At 43.7% G+C, this 22,003-nt stretch carries 20 protein-coding genes and 2 pseudogenes; 20 read left to right on the top strand and 2 right to left on the bottom strand.

What is annotated here, in order from left to right; all coding sequences use genetic code 11:
• The first annotated feature begins 6 nt into the window (after positions 1–6).
• Positions 7–1,863 carry a X2-like carbohydrate binding domain-containing protein gene (locus AAAT93_RS05205; RefSeq protein ID WP_227573499.1) on the top strand — a complete coding sequence of 619 codons (1,857 nt, stop codon included), beginning with the start codon at positions 7–9 and terminating at the stop codon, positions 1,861–1,863.
• 74 nt (positions 1,864–1,937) lie between these two features.
• Here the strand turns inward: AAAT93_RS05205 and AAAT93_RS05210 are convergent.
• Positions 1,938–2,120, bottom strand: a pseudogene (locus AAAT93_RS05210) (LacI family transcriptional regulator); the annotation flags it as partial.
• A gap of 1 nt (position 2,121) precedes the next feature.
• On the opposite strand from AAAT93_RS05210, the pseudogene AAAT93_RS05215 reads away from it, so the two are divergent.
• The 15 genes and pseudogenes from AAAT93_RS05215 to AAAT93_RS05285 form a co-directional block, all read left to right on the top strand.
• Positions 2,122–2,376: pseudogene (locus tag AAAT93_RS05215) on the top strand (ABC transporter ATP-binding protein); the annotation flags it as partial.
• Between the two features lie 24 nt (positions 2,377–2,400).
• Positions 2,401–3,855: a glycoside hydrolase family 32 protein gene (locus AAAT93_RS05220; protein WP_227573500.1), complete on the top strand. Its 1,455-nt coding sequence runs from the start codon at positions 2,401–2,403 to the stop codon at positions 3,853–3,855.
• A gap of 21 nt (positions 3,856–3,876) precedes the next feature.
• Positions 3,877–4,839: a carbohydrate kinase family protein gene (locus AAAT93_RS05225; protein WP_227573501.1), complete on the top strand. Its 963-nt coding sequence runs from the start codon at positions 3,877–3,879 to the stop codon at positions 4,837–4,839.
• Positions 4,840–4,841: 2 nt separating this feature from the next.
• Positions 4,842–4,982: a hypothetical protein gene (locus tag AAAT93_RS05230; protein WP_177986360.1), complete on the top strand. Its 141-nt coding sequence runs from the start codon at positions 4,842–4,844 to the stop codon at positions 4,980–4,982.
• A gap of 50 nt (positions 4,983–5,032) precedes the next feature.
• Positions 5,033–5,803 (top strand): tRNA pseudouridine(38-40) synthase TruA, encoded by a 771-nt coding sequence (truA, locus tag AAAT93_RS05235; protein ID WP_117781020.1) that lies wholly within the window; start codon positions 5,033–5,035, stop codon positions 5,801–5,803.
• A gap of 30 nt (positions 5,804–5,833) precedes the next feature.
• Complete coding sequence (locus AAAT93_RS05240; protein ID WP_021985105.1) at positions 5,834–6,061, top strand: hypothetical protein; 228 nt, start codon at positions 5,834–5,836, stop codon at positions 6,059–6,061.
• A 163-nt stretch (positions 6,062–6,224) separates the two neighbouring features.
• Positions 6,225–7,262: an SPFH domain-containing protein gene (locus tag AAAT93_RS05245; protein WP_227573502.1), complete on the top strand. Its 1,038-nt coding sequence runs from the start codon at positions 6,225–6,227 to the stop codon at positions 7,260–7,262.
• On the top strand, positions 7,263–7,460 hold the full coding sequence (locus AAAT93_RS05250; protein WP_021985103.1) for a hypothetical protein: 198 nt from the start codon (positions 7,263–7,265) through the stop codon (positions 7,458–7,460).
• A gap of 84 nt (positions 7,461–7,544) precedes the next feature.
• Positions 7,545–8,021: a DUF1648 domain-containing protein gene (locus AAAT93_RS05255; RefSeq protein ID WP_021985102.1), complete on the top strand. Its 477-nt coding sequence runs from the start codon at positions 7,545–7,547 to the stop codon at positions 8,019–8,021.
• Positions 8,022–8,159: 138 nt separating this feature from the next.
• Positions 8,160–9,326 (top strand): DUF2207 family protein, encoded by a 1,167-nt coding sequence (locus AAAT93_RS05260; RefSeq protein ID WP_021985101.1) that lies wholly within the window; start codon positions 8,160–8,162, stop codon positions 9,324–9,326.
• Between the two features lie 29 nt (positions 9,327–9,355).
• Positions 9,356–9,913: a LemA family protein gene (locus tag AAAT93_RS05265; protein WP_021985100.1), complete on the top strand. Its 558-nt coding sequence runs from the start codon at positions 9,356–9,358 to the stop codon at positions 9,911–9,913.
• A 213-nt stretch (positions 9,914–10,126) separates the two neighbouring features.
• The gene (locus AAAT93_RS05270; RefSeq protein ID WP_227573503.1) at positions 10,127–12,250 is read left to right on the top strand and encodes a SulP family inorganic anion transporter; all 2,124 of its coding nucleotides are present in this window, start codon (positions 10,127–10,129) and stop codon (positions 12,248–12,250) included.
• A gap of 189 nt (positions 12,251–12,439) precedes the next feature.
• Positions 12,440–13,114, top strand: a complete 675-nt coding sequence (gene pyrE / locus AAAT93_RS05275; protein WP_021985098.1) for an orotate phosphoribosyltransferase — start codon at positions 12,440–12,442, stop codon at positions 13,112–13,114.
• Between the two features lie 29 nt (positions 13,115–13,143).
• Entirely contained in the window at positions 13,144–13,293 is a 150-nt protein-coding gene (locus AAAT93_RS05280; protein ID WP_021985097.1) for a hypothetical protein, read from the top strand.
• 152 nt (positions 13,294–13,445) lie between these two features.
• Entirely contained in the window at positions 13,446–16,070 is a 2,625-nt protein-coding gene (locus tag AAAT93_RS05285) for a SpaA isopeptide-forming pilin-related protein (RefSeq protein ID WP_349095525.1), read from the top strand.
• A 34-nt stretch (positions 16,071–16,104) separates the two neighbouring features.
• Here the strand turns inward: AAAT93_RS05285 and AAAT93_RS05290 are convergent, their stop codons facing one another.
• The gene (locus AAAT93_RS05290) at positions 16,105–18,534 is read right to left on the bottom strand and encodes a bifunctional diguanylate cyclase/phosphodiesterase (RefSeq protein WP_021985095.1); all 2,430 of its coding nucleotides are present in this window, start codon (positions 18,532–18,534) and stop codon (positions 16,105–16,107) included.
• A 197-nt stretch (positions 18,535–18,731) separates the two neighbouring features.
• Between AAAT93_RS05290 and AAAT93_RS05295 the strand changes: the two genes are divergently transcribed.
• The 4 genes from AAAT93_RS05295 (at position 18,732) to AAAT93_RS05310 (ending at position 21,989) form a co-directional block, all read left to right on the top strand.
• Positions 18,732–19,622: a chemotaxis protein CheX gene (locus AAAT93_RS05295; RefSeq protein ID WP_021985094.1), complete on the top strand. Its 891-nt coding sequence runs from the start codon at positions 18,732–18,734 to the stop codon at positions 19,620–19,622.
• A 39-nt stretch (positions 19,623–19,661) separates the two neighbouring features.
• Positions 19,662–20,024, top strand: a complete 363-nt coding sequence (locus tag AAAT93_RS05300) for a response regulator (RefSeq protein ID WP_021985093.1) — start codon at positions 19,662–19,664, stop codon at positions 20,022–20,024.
• Between the two features lie 95 nt (positions 20,025–20,119).
• Positions 20,120–21,061, top strand: coding sequence for a M14 family metallopeptidase (locus AAAT93_RS05305; protein ID WP_021985092.1), 942 nt, complete (start codon positions 20,120–20,122; stop codon positions 21,059–21,061).
• Entirely contained in the window at positions 21,054–21,989 is a 936-nt protein-coding gene (locus tag AAAT93_RS05310; RefSeq protein ID WP_118544898.1) for a M14 family metallopeptidase, read from the top strand. The genes AAAT93_RS05305 and AAAT93_RS05310 overlap by 8 nt, the downstream gene beginning before the upstream one ends.
• The last annotated feature ends 14 nt before the right edge of the window (positions 21,990–22,003 follow it).

Here is a 22,003-nt window from a genome sequence, read left to right on the forward strand (position 1 = left end):
TTTTCAATGAAAAGGAAAAAAACAAAAATCAGATGGTTGACTGCACTAGTGGTGATGGCAATGTTTGTGGCAATCCTGCCATGCAGAGTATATGCGGAGGAAGATGGCAGTTCCGGAGGTACAGATCCGTCTGCTCCTAAGGTAAATAATACCTACACAAATACGTATCATACAAATGTAAAAATCACAGCGAATGTGACTGAAATTATGCATGATGGCAGCAATAGTTTAACAAGTGAAACGCAGGTGCAAAAAGAAAGCGGATTTATAGAAGGAAGTGTGAGCTCGGAAACGGTACAGGCGATGATCACAAGCTTAAAAAATGAGATCAGAAATCAATATAATCAGGCATATAGTTCGAAAGAAACAGTCACCTCAACAAAATTGATACATGATCATTTTGAAAGTGCAAATATTGTAACCGATGCGCGTGGTGATACTATAACGGATATAGAGGATCTCAAGAAGATTTTGGCTGGAGATATTGTAAATTTGGAAGAAAAATATGGTCAGATTACAAATAATTTAGATGTGCATGAATATCAGGTGTATGAACTGGAGTATAACTTGACACTTTATGATGAAGAAACAGAGATTCCGAATGTTGATATCGAGAATGTCTGGTTCCACTATCAGCCGGGAGATGTTCCAAAAGCATCTGCCACCAAGGAGGATCCGTTTCGTGATATGTATGACATCGAATATGAGTATTGGGAATGCATGGAACAGACAGAACAAGGGTTAGAACCGACAGCATTCTGGTATTCCGATGAGTCAAAAAACGATGCACTTGCAGCAGATAAAAAGATTACAAGCTTTGAGGAAGGCAAATCCTACATGTATAGTATATCTCTGAAAGCAAAGGATGGTTATAAATTTGCATCGGATTGTACTATGATGGTAAATGGCAGTTCTGTCAATGCAAAAAATGTAACGGTCAGTGGATCAACGATGTTTGTTGTTGCTATTAATTTCATTGAGCCATCAAAACCGGTACAGCTAAAGAAGATTGATCTGATTGAGCTTAATGGTGCAACGGTTAGTTTTAAAGCCGGAGATAAGCCGGTATTTACAGGGAAAGTACCGGATGGAGCACCATATATTTATCAGTGTGAATGGTGGCTTTGTGGAGATGCAGGCGTGAATTCCGCGGAATTCTGGGATAAAAGCTTTACTGAGCATATCACAGAATTTGAAGCCGGAAAGAAGTATGAATATGGTGCATATTTCAAGGCGGCGGAAGGATATTGCTTCACGTCAGATACGAAATTAAAGATAAATGGCACAGAATACACCTATCATTTACGTGAAGGGGACCCGGAGCTGGAAAATCCGGACGAGATGCATACGTTATGGATGATTATAGGGTTGACGATGACGCCAGTGGAAACTTCTGCACAATATGAAGTCATTGAAGGCGCAAATGGTTCCTGGACACAGAATACAGATGGAACGCTGACGGTGCGTGCAAATGGAGATTTTTCAAAGTTTACAGGCGTTAAAGTCGATGGCACACCGGTTGATGCGAAGAATTATACAGCCGTTTCCGGGTCAACGATCGTTACACTGAAACCGGAGTATCTGCAGACGTTGTCCGAGGGATCCCATACACTGACATTTATCTATGTGGATGGTGAATGCAGTACAAAATTTGCAGTAAAAGCAGCAGCGAAGCAGGCGGATGTGACACCACCGGAAACAGCTGTCAAAACACCAGACCAAAGCAAGCCTGTTGACCAGACAACTCTGAAAAGCCCAAAGACTGGCGATGCAGCATCTCCAGTTGTGTGGATGATAGTTCTACTTGCAACCGGAGTGATGGCAGGTGTACTTGTATGTTTGTCTGGAAGAAACGAAAATTAGAAATAACAAATAAATTTGCAAAAAACCATGGTAAAGCGGTGCTTTCTACCATGGTTTTTTAATGTGATGTTTCTCTTATCAATCTGCTGCCTGATGGTTGAGATAGGGATAATTGCCTCAGATGCAATTGGCGAATCGTCAAAACCGACAATGCGGTATTCATCAGGAAGAAATCTGTATTTTCGCATAATAAGGTTTAAGAGTATATTGGCATGTGTGTCATTTGCCATAAATATTCCCTTTCTTAAGCCGGAATAATCAAACCTGGACGCGAAATTAAGAGTCAGCATGAGAAATGAGATCAGTAAGCTTCACAGAAAACTAGGAAGTACAACGATTTATGTCACACATGACCAGGTGGAAGCCTTGACTATGGCAGACCGGATTGTTATTATGAAAGCCGGTGTGGTACAGCAGGTTGGAAAACCGATGGAATTATATGATCATCCGGTCAATAAGTTTGTTGCTGGATTCATTGGATCACCGCAAATGAATTTCTATGATGTTACAATCGGTTGAATTATAGGAGGACTTTGAATGAATAAATTAATGAAAGCGGAAGAGTTTGTAAATGTTCATAGAGTCAAAAAAGAACAATTCCCAGCGTTTCATGTAACACCGCCGTGTGGGTGGATGAATGACCCAAATGGTTTTTCTTCTTATCATGGAAAAATTCATTTGTTCTATCAGTTTCATCCATATAATGAGGCGTGGGGACCGATGCATTGGGGACATTCGGAGACAACAGATTTTGTAAAATGGACTGAACTTCCCATCGCACTTGCACCAGACCAAAGTTACGATGATGCAGGGTGTTTCTCAGGATCTGCCATTGAGACAGAAAAAGGACATCTGCTTGTATATACCGGTGTGACAGAGCAGGAAGAAAATGGAGTAAAAAACGTATATCAGAACCAATGCCTTGCGATTGGAAACGGAAAAACATATACTAAGCTTGCGCAAAATCCGGTTGTAACAGGAGATATGATGCCGGAACATTTCAGCCGGGAACATTTCCGGGATCCGAAGATCTGGAAAGAGGAAGATGGCTATTATATGGTTGTTGGAAATAAGACGGATGATGGAAAACCGCATGTTGTTTTGTTCCATTCAGAGGACGCAATTAGCTGGGAGTATGTGTCAGTGCTTGCAAAAGACGATACCGGTATGCTTGGAACGATGTGGGAGTGTCCGGATTTCTTCTGCCTGGATGGTGCATATGTATTAATTACATCTCCGCAGAATCTAAGTGCGGATGAAGAATTTCATAATGGAAACAATTCGGTTTATTATATGGGAAGCTATGATAAAAACCAGCATATATTCCATTATGACGCAGTTTACTCGCTTGATGACGGATTGGATTTTTACGCACCGCAGACGATGCTTGCGGACGATGGAAGAAGAATTATGATTGCATGGATGCAGTCATGGGATTCGAATATCCGTCCCGAAGGTCAGAAATGGTCCGGCATGATGATATTACCGAGGGAACTCAAGGTAAAAGATGGAAAGATTCTGCAAAGCCCGGTGCGTGAAATCGAAAACTATCATAGAAATGGTGTCAGGTATGAGAAGCAGGAAGTACAGGGAACATGCAGATTCGATGGTATTAAAGGACGTGTACTTGATATGACCGTGGAGATTGCCGGTGGCGATTTCAGGGAGTTTACAATCTCAGTCGCACAAAATGAACAGTTCCACACAGACTTTTCTATACTACAGCATAAAAACAGGATAGAAATTGACCGGACATATTCCGGTATGGTACGTGATGTGAATGCAATCCGGAGAGTAAAAGTAAAATCACCTTGTAAAAAATGGAAGCTTCGTATAATCTTAGATAAGTATTCAATGGAAGTTTTTCTGAATGATGGACAACAGGTATTCAGTACAACATTTTATACATCGCTCGAAGCGGACCAGATCAGTTTTGTGTGCGATGGAAAAGCCATTGTAAATCTTGAAAAATATGATATTGTTGTGGCGTAGAGTATGCAAGGAGGAACCGATATGAAAAAGTTTGATGTAACAGCACTTGGAGAATTGTTGGTAGATTTTACAGAAAATGGAATGAGTGCGCAGGGAAATCCTCTGCTTGAAGCAAATCCGGGCGGTGCTCCGTGCAATGTACTTTCCATGTTGCAGAATCTTGGAAAAAAGACTGCATTTATTGGGAAAGTAGGAGCAGACATGTTTGGTACAATGTTGACGCAGGCGGTGAAAGACCAGGGAATCAATATAGATAATCTGGTGACAGATGATACTGTGCATACGACGCTTGCATTTGTACATACTGGTGTGGATGGTGATCGCGACTTTTCTTTTTACCGTAATCCTGGAGCAGATATGATGCTTAGGGAGGAAGAAATCCAGCAGGAGATTTTTGCTGATACAAAGATTTTTCATTTTGGAACGTTGTCAATGACGGATTTACGGATGGAGCAGGTAACGAAACATGCAGTGAAAAAAGCAAAAGAGCAGGGAGCTGTCATTTCCTTTGATCCGAATTTAAGACCGCCATTATGGAAAAAACTTGGAGACGCAGCTGATAAAATGTGGTATGGAATCAGTCAATGTGACATTCTGAAGATTTCGGATGATGAGATATCTTTCTTAACAGGTACTGCAGATATCGATCAGGGAATTGGGAAAATCATGGAGCAATATTGTCCGGCACTGATTTGTGCAACGATGGGAAAAGATGGAAGCAAGGCATATTACAAAGGAAAAAGTGTATATGCGGAACCGTTTTTACAGAAAAATACGATTGAAACAACCGGTGCTGGCGATACATTTATGGCATGTATCTTAAATACAGTACTTGACAAGGGAATCAATGGATTGTCTGAAAGTGATATGTATGAGATGCTCCGGTTTGCAAATGCAGCTGCTTCGATTATCACAACACGTAAGGGTGCTTTAAAGGTCATGCCACAGAATCAGGAAATCAGAGATATGTTACAAGAGGGATAAGTATGCGTGAAATCGAAATTATGCTAAGCTCCATTGAGGATGTGAAGCATTTTGTACAGACAATCACCATGTTTGATGGCGAATTTGAATTAGTCAGCGGGAAATATATTGTGGATGCAAAATATATTGAAAATCTCCGATGATGAGATTACATTTGTTACGGGAAAAGACGTAGTGGAAGGAATATTAAAATATAAGAATGAATTATAGATTGACGATCAGCTACGATGGCACGCGCTATCATGGCTGGGAAAGTAAAAAAGAAGTGGATACGATTGAGGGAAAGTTGGAAGCGGTCTTCGCGAGGATGACGGAACAGGACGTGAAGATTCATGGTGCAGGAAGAACCGATGCAGGTGTGCATGCGATGGGCATGGTTGCAAACGGCTTCTTAGATACCACGCTTACGCCGGAAGAAATCAAAGCCTATGCGAATCATTATCTGCCGGATGATATCTGTATCCGGGAGGTTTCGGGTGTATCCGAGCGGTTCCATGCAAGACTTAATGCCAAAGGAAAGGTGTATCAGTATACCTGTTATATCGGGGACGAAAAGCCGGTATTTGAACGGCTGTATACATGGGTGTTGCCGGAATGGGTTACGAATGGGACACCTGACCGGATGCCGGATATAGAAGCGATGCAAAAGGCAGCAGAATACCTGATTGGCACGCATGATTTCAAGAGCTTCTGTGGGAATAATAAGATGAAGAAATCCACAGTGCGGACAATCTATGATATTACAATCGCAGAGGAAGAAGGATATCTGCGGATGACATTTCATGGAAATGGCTTCTTACAGAATATGGTCCGGATACTGACCGGAACACTGCTTGAGGTTGGCTATGGACGGATGCACGCGGAAGATATGGAGACGGTACTTGCGTCACGGGACAGGCAGATGGCAGGTCCGACAGCGCCGCCACATGGACTTATGCTTCTTGAAGTGGAATATGGAGTATAATATTGAGGAATACGAAAGGAAGGATACGAGATGTCAGGCTATTTGATCAAGGATACAACAAGAGAAGAACGTGAGCAGATTGTAGCAGAATCGCTCGGAAATATTGAGGCAACCTGTGATGGCTGTATGAGCGGCTTAGCGGAGATGTATCAGGACTACATCGACGGGAAGAAGGAGCTGCGCGAGATTAATATGGAATTCAATGCCCGCTATGTGAAGGGCGAGGATATGCCACAGCGGAGCCGATGCCCGATGTAAGAAAGAAAATCTATATGAGACAGGGGACACTTTTCAGGACAAAAACAACGTCCCCAAGACCGGTGCAGAGATGTGCCGGTTTTTTCTTGACAAGGAAAAATCAAAGTGATATGATTTTGATATCAAAATAAGATATGCATCGATTCAAAGGGAGGAATTGGTTATGGAAGAGAAAATTTATACTACGAAGCGAAAAGGTATGGCAGTATTGCTGACTGTTTTATTCGTTTATCTGATTGCAATTACAGGTACTGTATTTGGAGCTGTAAAGTATGAGGATTCCGCAGAAACAGGCTATCTGGTACTCATGGTTGTTTCCATCGTTGTGTTATCACTTGGATGGTTTCCACTGATTGGACTTCGGGTGTTGAAGCCACAGGAAGCATTGGTTTTGACGTTGTTCGGGAAGTATGTTGGTACAATCCGGGAAGCTGGTTTTTACTTCGTGAATCCATTTTGTACAGCCATCAATCCGGCAGCTGCTACAAAGCTGGCACAGAGTGGGGATATCCAGCAGACAGCAGCGAAGAGTGCATTTTCCATCTCTGCGGATGGTACATCTGTATCGGTCGATGGTTCTACATCAGGAAAGAAGATTTCATTAAAGGCGATGACACTGAGCAATGGCAGACAGAAGATCAACGACTGTCTCGGTAACCCGGTTGAGATCGGAATTGCAGTTATCTGGCGTGTAATGGATACAGCAAAGGCAGTTTTCAATGTCGATAACTATAAGGAATATTTATCCCTGCAGTGTGACAGTGCACTTCGTAATATCGTGCGTGTCTATCCGTATGATGTGGCACCGAATGTTGATACAACCGGTGACGGTGTAGCCGATGAAGGCAGTCTGCGTGGTTCCGCAGAGGTTGTAGCCGGAAGAATCCGTGATGAGATCCAGAGCAAGGTCAATGAGGCAGGCCTTGAGATCGTGGAAGCAAGAATTACATATCTTGCATATGCACCGGAAATTGCATCTGTAATGTTGCAGCGGCAGCAGGCATCTGCTATTATAGATGCCAGAAAGATGATCGTAGACGGAGCGGTTGGAATGGTAGAAATGGCGTTAGAAGAATTAAACAAAAAACAGGTCGTTGACTTGGACGAGGAGCGAAAGGCAGCTATGGTTTCAAATCTTTTGGTAGTTTTGTGCGGCAACCATGATGCGCAGCCAATCGTGAACTCAGGAAGCTTATACTAGATGGCAGCGAAAAAACAGATTCCGCTCCGCTTATCGGAAAAACTGTATGCCGATATTGCCGCATGGGCAGAAGATGACTTTCGATCCGTCAACGGACAGATCGAATATCTCCTATCCGAGTGCGTGAGACAACGGAAGAAAGATGGAAAATATGTCTCCGAGGAGATTGATGTTCCACCGGAACTGGATATCAAATGATATGAGACAGGGGACACTCTTCGGAACAAAAACAACGTCCCCAATATGCCCCAAACAACGTCCCCAAGGTAAGGAGGAATTGAGATGAAAAACCACATTACACTCAAGCAGAAGATTGTTGAGATACTCGCCTATGTTTTGATGTGGGCATCGATTGTGATTGGAATTATATGGTCTGCAAAGCTGCCGAAGGAAGTGGCAACACACTTTGACGCGGCTGGAAATGCAGATGGATATGGATCTCCGTATTCCTTTCTGTTTTTACCAATTATTATGCTGATTAGCTGTGGCATCAGCAGTCTGGTTTTACATTTTATGCCACCCGATCTGTGGAGCATGCCAGTGAAAGTAAAACCGGAACATGCGGTGCGTGTGTATAGAGACGTTGTCTGGATGATGGTGGGGATGGAATTTTGTTTTGGTGTATTTACGCTCTATAGCACGATAACCTCCTACATGCAGAAGATGGATGGCATGCTTGCAGCAACGTTTATATTCCTGGCAGTTTTATTTGGAATTATTATATGGTGTATTGTCGCCTGTGTGCGGCATAACCGGTAGTGTTTAACGAAAACTTAACATGAGAATTACACAGTACAGATAGATTCGAAACGGAATAGCTGATACTTTATAGATAAGATCACATAGTTTATGTAGAACGATGTATGGTTTTATTGATAACCGGAATTGGAGAATTCGATGAGTCAGAAGCGGTTTCGAACAGGACATCTGAATGATATAGTAAAGCAGGAGCATCGTACATGGTTGATTTTTCCAATCATCATGGGGGTGCTCCTGTTTCGTTATGGATGGGAAATTTTCGCTGTGTCCAAGACACAGATGATGCTTTCGAATGCACTGGGATTTTTAGTAATCATATTTCTGATTGCACTGGTGTTTGGCTGTATTCCTTTTTATATTCGTAGGGCAAAACTGCTTGGTGCAAAGAAAGAATTGCTTTCGAATTGTACCTTTGTGACGATGCAGGATCTTGATTATTACCGGGATAAACTTACCGGACTGACACCGGGAGAAATCAGTTTACTGGAAGATTTGCAGATTGAGGAAGAAAAGGATCTCAGTGCATATATCCTCTGGTATGAGCATCTCGGATTGATCCGGGAAACGGAAGATGGGTACATACAGGGAAATCCAAAGCCGGGGGAGAATGAGAAATTGCGGGAGAGTGACTACTTTCTGATTGACAAGCTTCTGGAAGGAACGTCGAAGAAGCATCTGCAGGAATGGAAAGAACAGATGATGGCAGAAGCAGTAGCAGATGGTTTTCTGAAGAAACGAAGCGGAATCCTTCCATCTGCGATTGACCGCCATGCGAAGAAGATTGCTTTTTTGTGGGTGATACTTTTGATTGCCTGTATATTCCTGATTGCATCCGGCACAATGGAGCCGGCGATGCAGGAAGCATATGGGAATATCGCATTCCCGTTGTCGGACCAGGTATTCTGGTTTGGCAGGAAATTGAACTGGATGCTTGCCTGCATGAATACGATAAGTGGAAAGGCAAATGAGGTCGAGCTGATCCTTCGTACACCACAGCTGCTTTCAACGATGGCATTATGTTTTATGGTGTTTGCGCTTTTCTTTTTGCTGTTACTGGTACCGTTTTTATATCTGAAAATGCGGAGCAGCCAGATGTTAGAGCGTGCAGATTATGTGCGGACAGCGCGTGGAAATGAATATGCGGAATATATCTGGGGCATGAAGAATTTTATTCACGATTATTCGTATCTGAATGAGGCGGAGAAGGATGCGCTTGCACTGTGGGATGATTATCTGATCTATGCGGTTTTGCTGGAGGAAAATACGCAGATACAAAAAGAGATCATGGCGCGGATGAAACAGTAAAAATAGAGGAAAGAAAGGAAGAAAATAAAATGGATGGAGCAGTGATTGTAAAAGTTGTAATTATGGCTTTGATATTGGTTCTTGTGATTGTAACAATCTGTACGTGTAATAAATTCATGGTACTGAAAACGCGGGCGGAGAATCAGGCGTCGCAGATTGATATCCAGCTTGCCAGACGGGCAGATCTGATTCCGAATCTTGTAGAGATTGTGAAAGGGTATGCAAAGCATGAGAAAGAAACACTTATGACGGTGGTCGAACTCCGGAACCGGATGACACTTGCGGATACAAGAAATGAGCGCTTTGAGGCAAACGAAGCGTTAAACCGGGCATCGCGGAAAGTGTTTGCAGTGGCAGAACAATACCCGGAATTAAAGGCGAACACAAACTTTCTACAGCTGCAGACAGAACTTTCCGAGACCGAAGACCGCGTGAGTAAGGCAAGACAGTTTTATAACGATGCGGCAACGAAGTACAATATCGAATTGCAGATGTTTCCGAAATCGATCCTTGCGAAGATATTTCATCTTTCAAAATTATCTCTGCTGGAATTCGGAAAGATGGAGAATCCGGGGATTCATTTTTAAGATATGCCAAGACTAAATCATAGACAATTTACGAAATAAGTATAAGAAATCATATGAAAAAGTGGAAAATATATCCACTTTTTTTCTTTTATGTTAGAATGTAGCTTGTGGCAGTTGTGTCATTGCCTGCCGGTGCGCCAGATTGAAAACTGTATGGAGTAAGACCGGTGACATGAAAAGGAAGATTGTTAATCATGACAGGAGATGAATCATATGAAGCTATCATTGGCGCATACATTACGGCACTATGATAAAAAGAATATAGGAAAAGATATCTTGGCGGGACTCATCATCATGGCTGTTTCTATTCCGATTTCGATGGGATATGCCCTGATTGCGGGACTTCCCGCTGTGTATGGTCTGTATGGGTCGGTGTTTCCGATTCTTGTGTTCGCGCTTCTTTCAACGTCACCGCAATTCATATTCGGCGTGGATGCGGCTCCGGCAGCACTGATTGGTTCCGCACTTTTAACTCTGCATGTTGAGGCAGGAAGTGAAGAAGCCATGGCGGTTGTACCGGTGCTCACATTCTTTGTTGCGATGTGGCTGCTTGCATTTTCTTTTATGAAGGCGGGAAAGCTCGTCAATTACATATCAGCCCCGGTGATGGGAGGATTTATTACAGGTATCTGCTCGACAATCATTCTTATGCAGGTGCCGAAGATTCTTGGCGGTACGGCAGGAACCGGAGAGTTTTTTGAGCTGGCAAAGCATATCGGACAGACAGCAAAGCATGTGAATATGCCATCCATCCTCTTAGGCGTGGCATCGCTTGTAATCCTGCTTGTGGCGAAAAAACTGGTTCCGAAATTCCCGATGGCAGTTGTATTGATGGTGGCAGGTGCCTGCTATACGCGGGTTGGAAATGTGCGGGAGCTTGGAATCCAGACACTCTCGAAGGTGGAGACGGGACTTCCGCAGTGGCAGATACCGGATTTTTCAGCTGTCTCAATCCGGGAGGCTGTGACAGTCAGCCTGTCGGTGGCAGTTGTAATTATGGCGGAGACGTTGCTGGCGGAGAATAATTTTGCACAGAAAAATGGCTACCGAATTGATGATAATCAGGAGATCTTTGCATTCTCCGTCGGAAATTTTCTTGCAGCCTTTACCGGGTGCTGTCCGATCAATGGCTCCGTATCCCGTACAGCGATGGGTGAGCAGTATCAGGGAAAGACACAGCTTACCTCGCTTGTGGCAGGACTTTCCATGATCGTACTTTTGCTGTGTGGAACGGGATTTATTCAGTATCTGCCGGTTCCGGTGCTTACTGCGATTGTGATATCGGCATTGCTTGGGGCAACAGAGTTTGATCTGATGGCACGGCTCTGGAAGGTCAGCCGGACCGAATGTATGATCTTTGTCGGCGCATTTTTAGGTGTGCTCCTGCTTGGCACGATTAATGGTGTTTTGATTGGTATTTTGCTTTCCTTTGCGGAGGTGATCATCCGGACAGCGAAGCCATCCACCTGCTTTCTTGGGATTCAGCCGGGGCATAAGCATTTTCGTGATCTAAAGGAGAGCAGCCAGATCCACGCACTGTCCGGTGTGCTTGTTTACCGGTTTAGCAGCAATCTGTTCTTTGCAAATGTGCAGGTGCTGAAAAATGATATTGAGGATCATATAAAACCGGATACGAAAGCTGTGATCCTTGATGCGGGCGGAATCGGAAGTCTGGATATTACTGCGGCAGACTGCCTGAAGCGTCTGCATCAGTCATTGAAAGAAAAGGGCATCCGGTTCTATATGACGGAACATATTTCGGATGTGAACGAACAGTTAAGGAAGCTTGGACTCGGATATCTGATTGAGGAGGGGTGCGTGCGCAGAACCATCCATATCGCATTGAAGGATATGGGAATCAACCGCCCGTATCCACTGGAAGACGGTGTGGATAATGAGGATCGCAGTGCGTCCCGGAAACGTGCAGATAACCGTGTGCAGGAGTTTGTGTGGGCGTTCGGCTCCGATGCGGAAAAACAGATCGAGCGTCAGATTGAAAAGCAGATTGCACAGCTAAAAGGAAGTGGGGATATCGAGAATCTGCTGCATGGACGATGGGCGCATATGGAGGAGCTTGACGAAGATGAGTGGCTGGAACACTTGGAGGAACACCTGAAGGAGATTGTCAATATATCCGGTAAGGATGAACATACCCTTGCGATGCAGATTGAGGAACATAGAAAACAGGTGCATGACCGGATCGCAAAGAATCATCCGGAGCTTGCAGAACGTTTCAGGGAGCGCAGACATGTGCTTGATGCACATCTGAAAGAACGCCATCCAAAGGTGTATGAGCTTGTACTGCAGTCGCGCGAGAAGAATGAACGGAATCGTTAGTACATCTGCGATAGAAGTGAAAATTCCCCGTTTATGATTGCGCAAAACTGATTGAAACAAACAGGTAACTATGCTAAAATATATACGATTATGTGGCGTATAGAGAAAACTATGGCAGACAATGAATCTACATGCGTGAATGTCGTTTGTTGCTGCCGACAGCCCGAAAAACAGGAGGATTTATACAACATGGAACAGTATAAAGAGCAATTTATTGAATTTATGATCGATTGTAACGTATTGAAGTTTGGTGATTTCGTGACAAAGAGCGGAAGAAAGACACCATTTTTTGTAAATACAGGTTTTTACAGAACAGGTTCCCAGTTAGCACGTCTGGGTGAGTATTATGCGGAGGCAATCAAGGACAAGTTCGGCTTTGATTTTGATGTGCTGTTTGGACCGGCATATAAGGGAATCCCGCTTTCCGTAGCTACAACAATGGCGATTGCCAACAAGTATGATGCAGACATCCGTTACTGCTCAAACCGTAAGGAGATTAAGGACCACGGGGATAAGGGAATCCTGCTTGGAAGTCCGATCAACGATGGTGACAAGGTTGTGATCATCGAGGATGTAACAACTGCAGGTACTTCGATTCAGGAGACACTTCCGATCGTGAAGGCGCAGGGCGATGTCGATGTGCTTGGTCTTGTTGTATCGGTTGACCGTATGGAGCGTGGTCAGGGCGAGAAGAGTGCACTGATGGAGATCGAAGAAAACTATGGATTAAAGACAACTGCGATCGTAACGATGGCAGAGGTTGTAGAGCATCTGTACAACAAGCCTTATAAGGGAAAGGTTGTAATCGATGATACCCTGAAGGCAGCGATTGATGCATATTATGAGCAGTATGGAGTAAAATAGTTTTATTGCAAGTATGGGAGGTCTAAAGCATGGAGAAGTTATATCATAAGATCAATGCAATCGGAATCAGCAATCTGGTTATTGGAATTGTGACAATTCTTGTCGGAGTTGGTGCAGGTGTGACGATGATCGTGAATGGCGCCCGCCTGATCACAGGCAAGAAGGATATCACGTTCTAGTGGGATTGTGAAAAATAAGTGAACTTCGGAAATTGAATTGACAGGACTTTTAAGAGTATGGTACAGTTACCATACTCTTTTTTTAACAACAAAATTACATCTTTTTTCATTGACGGTAGACATAGAAGATGGAATCCATCAGATTTCTGCATATGGTAAGGTATGGAGGAATTAATATGTTTATTTCGTTATGTAAAAAAATCAAGCAGCAATTAAAGGCAAAGAAAGCATGGAGACAGGTGCTCGCATATGGGATACTTGCGTTTTTGATCATGCAGTGTTATGTGCTTCCGTTTGCATCGGAAAATACAGAAGCGTGGGAATCTGTCGCGACGATTGGCGATGCGACATGGACAAATGCGCTTCCGCAGGATATACAGGCGGACGCAGAGGAATCTGCATTCACAGAATCGGAAGAGACTGTACAGAGTGTATCTCCGAGTGCGTATTATCAGGCACCGGATACATCCAATGCATTTGTCGCATACGCGATGACGATTCCGAAGGGAAGCGGAAAAAACAGCGATAATATGTGTGCGATTTATGTAGCACAGGCGTTATCTGGTTTTTATGGAGACAAGGCATCGGTACAGGGAAGTACGCTCGTCTCGCAGATCTCGGATACATTGGAAGTAAGTGAGAATTGGGAGCGCGTCTATGCTGATGCAAACTGTTTTCCAAAGGATAAGACGGAGGCGGAATATGATGCAATTTACGACCAGCTGACAAATGCAGGCGATGTCATCTGTTTTGTAAATGGAAAACTGGACGGCTATGTCCATTGCGCAATTTCCGGTGGAGGAACCGCTTTGATCGGACATTTGTATAGCTCTGGCTGGGATTCCCTTCGCGCATGCTATTATCTGGATAACGCGGTGGACGTGCGGAAACAATGCTCCGGAATGATTGTATATCGTCCGAAAGAACGTCTGAAGACTGGAACCTTGCGGATTTGTAAAAGCTATAATGAGGACGTCTACAAGACGAATCCGAAGTTGTATGATGTGGCGGGAGCCAATTATGCAGTGTATGCTAGCTATGAGGATGCGAAACGAAGCCGGAATGTGAAGGGATATTGTTATATTGAGCCGGGGGAAAATGGTGCACTGGCAGAGGATAACGTCTCTTGTTCTGCACGCACAAAGCCGGATGAACAGGGTACGATTGTACAGTTTGCCGAGGGTACATATTATATCCGGGAATGGAATGTGCCAACAAATGGAGGCTGGAAGTTAGATCCGAATATTTATAGTACGAAAATCTATGCAGGAAGACGGACAACCCTTGGCTTGCCAAGAGATGCGGTGGCGAAGCCTCTGGAGCTGAAATCAGAGGGAGATTATTTTGATACGCGTGTGGTTGGACCGGAAGAGGAGTATCTTGGAAAACTCAGACTGACAAAGAAGGTGGAGGAAAATTATGAAGCCTTTCTTTTAGAACACCCGGAGTATAGCTTTGATGGGATTGAATACGCGGTCTATGCTGTTTCCGCAAACGGAAGTAAGGACACCACTAAGCGTGTGGGATTGTTTCGGATGGATAAAAAAGGTACGGGTTTTGTGCAGGAATGTGCGCACGATACAGACTGTGTGGGTGATACAGAAATGCAGCTTCGGATCGGCTGGTATATGATTCAGGAAGAAAAAGCAAACGACTATATGTTGTTAGATGATACGCCAGTCTGGGTACAGATCAAAAAAGATCAGACAACCCCAATGGAGGTTGTTGTAAAAGATGCAGTGAATATTCTTCATTTCCGTGGGGATCTCAGTTTTACAAAAGTGGATGAAAATGGAACCCCGCTTGCAAATATTGCGTTTTCTATTTCTGATACAAAGGGAGAATCCCACATCGTCTGGACAGATGAAAATGGGTATTACTCGACGGCAGCTTCCTATATTCCACATTCGTATCATACGAATCAGGAAGAGGCAGGTGCGGGTATCTGGTTTGGACAGGCAGACGTGGATGATACGAAGGGCGCATTGCCGTATGGAACGTATTACATCGAAGAGGTTCGCTGTGAGGCAAATAAAAATAAGTATCGAAATGCTGAGAAAATCGAAGTATCTATACAGGAGGATGGCGCGCATGTTGAGTTAGGAACGATTATAAATGAGCTATTTCCGCAGATTAAAACGAAGGCAGGCTTTGAAAATCCAATTGTTGATATACGTGCAAAGGGGACACTTGTGCCATGTAAGGATATTGTTTCATTTGAGAATCTGGAGATTGGACACACCTATACGATTTCAGGGGAAGCACGATGGAAAAAGGATGGTACGGTTTTGGAAAAACCATATATGGCAAAGAATGAGCCTGTGACATTTGTCGCGGAAAAGGTAAATATGGATATCGAAGTGAAGTATGAGATTCTGTTTCTGGATGCACTGTGTGGACAGGAAGTGGTGTTCTATGAGACGGTAAAAGATACGGCATATCCGGGCGAGATCGTTGCTTCACATACAGATCTTTCGGATCTCGCACAGACAATCTGTTTTCCCGAAGAGCCGTCGACCACAACGACCGAAACGACAGAAACCACCGAAACAACGGAGACAACCGAAACGACAGAAACGACAGAAACCACCGAAACATCGGAAACATCGGAAACGACTGTTGCCGGGACAAGCACACAGGTGATACCGACTAAGGAGCAGGCGGTAAAGACCGGAGATGAAGCAAATCTGTTTCTGACGATTCTTGTTCTGTGTACAAGTGCAGTTGGAATCGGAATGGGTTTGATAGGAAGAAAGAGGAGTCATAAACAGAAATAAAAAATGTCCCCATCTGTTTGATGGGGACGCCTTTTTAGTCATGTAAAGTTTTATGTTTGCTTAAAAGCTCAATAAAATCGGTAGAATTTAAAGGCTTGGAGAAGAGATAGCCCTGCAGGGTGTCACAGAACTGGTTCTGCAGAATCTGCAGCTGTTCATTATCCTCCACACCTTCTGCCACAACAGAGATATCCATCTTGTGTGCCAGATCAATGATGGAGTCTGCGATGCAGCGGTCCTTTTCGTTACTGCAGATACCATCGATAAAGGATTTGTCAATCTTTAACGTATCGATTGGAATCTGTGTCAGGTAGTTGAAGGAAGAGTAGCCAGTTCCGAAATCGTCTAAGGCGATGGAACAACCAAGCTCTTTCATCTGATTGATCAGCTTTAAGTTGTGTTCAAACGAATTCATCAGGACACTTTCTGTGATCTCGATTTCGAGATGTTTCAGATCCATACCTGTTTTTTCCGGAATGCTTTTAATGATATCGATCAGATGATCATCCTTTAACTGGGTGGTTGATACATTGACAGATACACGGAGTGGACCGAATCCGCTCTTGATCAGTACCTGATTGAAGTTGCAGGCTTCAATCAATGCCCATTCCCCAAGGATGTTGATAATACCGGTTTCTTCTGCGATCGGAATAAATTCTGCAGGAGAGATAAAACCAACCAGCTCAGACTCAATACGCATCAGCGCTTCATAGCCGGTAACCTGACCGCTTTCCACATTGACCTGTGGCTGGTACTGTAAGTAAATTTCGTTCTTATCAATAACATGAGATAGAATATCTGCAAGATCATTTTTCCGGTTGACATCGTCCTCCATGTAGCTGTCGAAGAAGCGGTAGCTGTTTTTGCCAGAGTTTTTCGCATTGTACATCGCGATGTCTGCGTTCTTGATCAACTCGCTTACCGTCAGACCGTTGTTTGGGAAGACTGCGATACCGACACTCATGGAAACCACAGCGGTTTCATCGTTTAAGATGAATGGATGATGTACGACATTGACAAGCTGGCTTGCAAAGTTTTCCAGATCATCCACGGTATCGAAGCGATTTTTTAAGATCAGGAACTCGTCACCGCCGTTACGTGCCAGAATATCATCGGAAGCGATACAGGAAAGCATCCGGTCGGAGACATCCTTTAACAGAAGGTCACCATAGTCGTGTCCGAGTGTATCGTTGATATTTTTAAAGTTATCTAAGTCGATAAAGAAAATGGCATGCTTGCTGGCACCGACGCTTGCGTCATGGAAGATCTTGTAAGCGTATTTCATGAAAGCAACACGGTTATAAAGTCCGGTTAAGCCATCGTGATAGGCAAGCTGCTCGATATGGGCATAGTTCTTTTTCAGTTCCTGTTCGCTGACCTCTAATGCAGCTTTGGAAGCAGATAATTCCTTGTAGTTGTTGGAGATGATATCCATCATGCTGTTGAACATGCGGGAGAGATCTCCGAATTCATCATCAGAGGCAACATCACATTTGACATCCAGATTACCAGAGGAGGCGTCCGTCATGTTGTCGCGCAGGGTAAAGATTGGTTCTGTGTATTTCGCGGATAAGATCCGGCTCACCCAGATAGCAATCATTAAAATGATGATGAGTGTGATACTCATGGTAATCGGGAGGGTTGCCAATATCTGCTGGTATTGAGTTCCCTGCTGTTTGATCAGATACAGCCAGTTGGAGTCGGAAAGCTTGCAAAATCCATAGATATTTTTGAAGGAGGAAGCTTTCAGATGTCCATAGTCCTTCGCGTTGTCCGCGCCGTTCAGACAATTAAACGCCTGTGTTTCCAGTTCCCGTTGTCCGGTTAGCCCGGTCGAAGTAAAGAGGTAGCCGCCATCATTTGTCATGATGAATGCAGAGCCATCTTCCGGGATAAAGGAGCCGAAATACCGGGAGGTGATATTGGCACGGATCAGACCAACGATCTGGCTTTTAATAATGATCGGGGATACAACATCAATGCTCTCGATTTCATCGAGTGGTGAACACTGTAAGATTTTTGTTTCTGTGATATCCTCGACCGGAATTGCCATATGTTCCTGCCAGTCATCCGTATTGGTGTTGTCAGAACTAGTAATGTAGTATCCGTTTACATCATAGAGATAGTAATTCACGTTGTTGCCGGCATAATCAGAAGCAGTTGCAAACAGATCTGTGACATTCGTATAATAAGGAGAATCATTTCCAAGCGTAACACCATTGTAATTCTCCAGTACAAGATTCTGGATGTTTGTACCATTTGCAAGTCCCTCTACTTCGGCGATCTGTGAGTTAAGCTGGGACTGGAAGCCCATGCCGTAGTTCTTCGCAAGTTCCACTGTGGACTGTGTTGCAAGATCCATGTATTTTTTATAAGATAAATTGTATGTAAAGATTGTCAGAAATATAAGTGGCAGACACGCCATTAAAACAAGCGACAATCGCAAAGACTTTTGTATAGACATAACCCGTTCACCTCAAAGTAAAGTATGTATCATAAATGTAATAAATATATTATATAGGAAAAGAATAGAATATTCAATCATGAAAGCTCATTTTTTGCATTTGCCCGACAGTTGCTTTTTGGCTGGAGATTGTGTATAATAATCAATAAATTATGACTTCTTGACTGAAGAGAAGAGTTACATGAAGGAGGGGCGTTATGTTTGGAGTTTATTTTGGAAAATATCTCGAAGATGTTGGTGTGTTGACACATGAGCAATATATGGAAATCGTAGAGGCGAGTCGTACAGCACGTGTGAAGATGGGATTGCTTGCAGTCAGCGAAGGACTTATGACGAAGGAACAGGCGGATGAAGTCAATCAGCTGCAGGCGATGAAGGATGCCAGATTCGGAGATATTGCTGTGGAGAAGGGTTATCTGACAGACGAGCAGGTTGGGAAGCTTCTGAAAAAACAGGGTGATTCCTATCTTTTATTCGTACAGGCACTTGTAGAGCGCAAGCTGCTTACTTTGGAGGATATTCAGAAGTATCTGAATCATTATAAAAAGTCAGAGCGATATACAGCACTTGAAATCGATGCGTTGAAGAGTTCGGATATTGACAAGATCATTCAGATCTTTTTAAAGGATAACCAGGTTCCGGCAGCCGTGAAGGATTATCTTGCATTGCTCGCCAGAAATATGGTTCGTTTTGTTGATAACAAGATTCGTTTTGAGCGGATTGAACGAATCCATACATATACAAGTAAATACATTGCCAGCCAGTGCTTTACCGGCGATTACAATTTGTTTATTGGTATCTGTAATGTTGGAATAAAGCCAATTGCAACCGAGTTTGCGAAGGAAGAGTTCGAAGTGATCGATGAGGACAGTCTCGATGCAGTTTGCGAGTTTATCAATGTATGTAACGGATTGTTTGCTTCGAAGGAATCTCTTGAAGGTGTGCATATTGATATGCTTCCTCCAGAGATGTATACCGATATCACAACCATCAGTTCAGAGGGTATGATGTTCCTGCTTCCATGTTATGTGCATGGCGAGCGTGCAGATATTGTAATCTGTATGGAGACAAAGTGGAATATCAGCTAATACAGGAAAGAATAAGATAAATAAGGAGAATGATTGATCATGGCAAATATATTGATTGTAGATGATTCCAGAACATCCCGTAAAATCTTAAGAGGACTTTTGGAAGCAAACGGATATGTAGTTGTTGGTGAGGCGAAAAATGGACAGGAAGGGTATGATATGTACGCACAGTACAAACCAGATCTTGTCACGATGGATATTACAATGCCAGTGATGTCTGGTGTCGACAGCCTGAAGAAAATCAAGGCTGATTTCCCAGACGCAAAGGTTGTTATGGTATCTGCAGCCGGTCAGCAGCACAATATGTTAGAGGCAGTACAGAGTGGTGCCGCAGAGTTTATTGCAAAGCCATTTGATGTAGAGACGATCAAGAACGTGTTAAAGACCGTACTCGAAGGTTAAATATAAATAAAAACAAGTATGAAATGGTCGTATATACCCGCTACGTATATATGACCATTTGTATTGTTTGAATCAAGTTAATGGAGTCGTTATAAATGATAGAGACAGTTGTATCCGTAGATCTGATGGTGGAAGAAGAACTGAAGGTGAAGAAAAATCATCTGGCACCGGATTTTCCTACGGGAGAAGAAAAGAGAATCTGTATCGTATCCGGATTGTACGGGGATGAGCTGCAGGGACAGTATATCTGCTATGAGGTAATTCGCCGGATCAAGCTGGAGTATGAAAATCTGATCGGAATTGTGGATGTGTATCCGGCATTAAATCCGATGGGACTGGATTCGAAAACAAGAGAGATTCCGGGTTCCGGTATTGACATGAATTCCATATTTCCAGGATCAAAGCTAGGCGCATTGGGGGAATATACGGCGTCCTGCATTTTCGATGATATCAAGGGTGCGGATGTGTGTATTGATCTGCATGCAAGTAACCTGTATGTACATGAGGTACCGCAGGTGCGTATGAATGATGACCGGGTGGATGAACTGATGCCAATCGCTAAATGTCTGAATGTTGACATGATCTGGATTCATCCAAGTAATTCTGTATTAAATGGCAGTCTTGCGTATTCCTTAAATGAAGTTGGCGTGCGCTCGGTTGTGATCGAGTCCGGCGTAGCCTATCGGATCAATCAGCAGTATTGCAATGCAATCGTGGACGGTTTGTTTGCACTGATGAAGGAGATGGGAATCTGGAAGGGAAACACGGTGACTCCAAAGAAGGTTCCGATCACAAACGATAAGGATATCCGGTATATCAATGCAGAGAGCAGTGGTATCTTTATTCCGGGAGTACAGTTATTTGCACAGGTAAAAAAGGGGGACGAGCTTGGAACGGTTGTCAACGTGATCACTGGAGCCGTGGAAGAGGTCGTGTATGCCACAGGAGATGGCATGATCTGTTCATTACGTGATTATCCGGTCATTGAGGAAGGTTCCCTGCTTGCAAGAATCGTGGGAGGAAACGCCTATGAATAAAGAAATTATCTTTTCCATGAACACAGCGTTTCGTGGAGAGTTTAACATTCATGGATATTCATATGGACGCGGAGATAAGGCAGCGTGTATTGTTGGATCTATGCGTGGAAATGAATACCAGCAGTTATATATGTGCTCACTTCTGGCACAGAGACTGGCAGAGATTGAAGCACAGGGGGATGTGGTAGCCGGAAAGGAAATCCTGCTGATCCCGACACTCAATTACAGTTCAATGAACGCAGAAAAGAAAAAATGGATCTCGGATGATTCGGATATCAACCGTTCATTTCCGGGAAATATCGAGGGTACTGCGACAAGCCGGATTGCGGCGACGCTGATGGACCGTGTCAAGGACTATACATACGGTATCCAGTTTGCAAGCTTTTATCTGCAGGGAATCTCAATCCCACATGTGCGGATGATGGAGACAGGAACAGAGAGTACAAGCCTTGCCAATCTGTTTGGTATGCCATATGTACTTACCGGGGATACGCGTTCGTTTGATACGGCAACGCTCAATTATAACTGGCAAAAGACGGGAACGCAGGCCTTTTCGGTTTATTCTGCGACCACCGATACGTTGGATGGCGAGAGTGCGAAGATGGCAGTCAGTGCAGTGCTCCGGTTCCTGACGCGAATGGGAATCATCCGCTATGAGAGCCATGGAGGATATATCTCAACGACATTAAAAGAGAAAGATCTCGTGTCGGTACGTGCCGATGAGGCGGGATTTTTCCGCTGCATCGTCGGGGTAAATCAGGAGGTAAAACGCGGGCAGGTGCTTGCGGAAATCATTAACCCGATGGATGGTAATATTAAGGCTGAAGTTTTGGCACCGACGGATGGAATTGTATTTTTTGTACAAAATTCTCCACTCGTGTTCCAAAATGTGGTAATATACAAAATTGTAAGACGTATGCACCAGTAAGATGCAGAAAGTAA

It is taken from the genome of Coprococcus hominis (ex Arizal et al. 2022) (assembly GCF_040094675.1).
In the GTDB taxonomy this organism is placed as follows: domain Bacteria; phylum Bacillota; class Clostridia; order Lachnospirales; family Lachnospiraceae; genus Coprococcus_C; species Coprococcus_C hominis.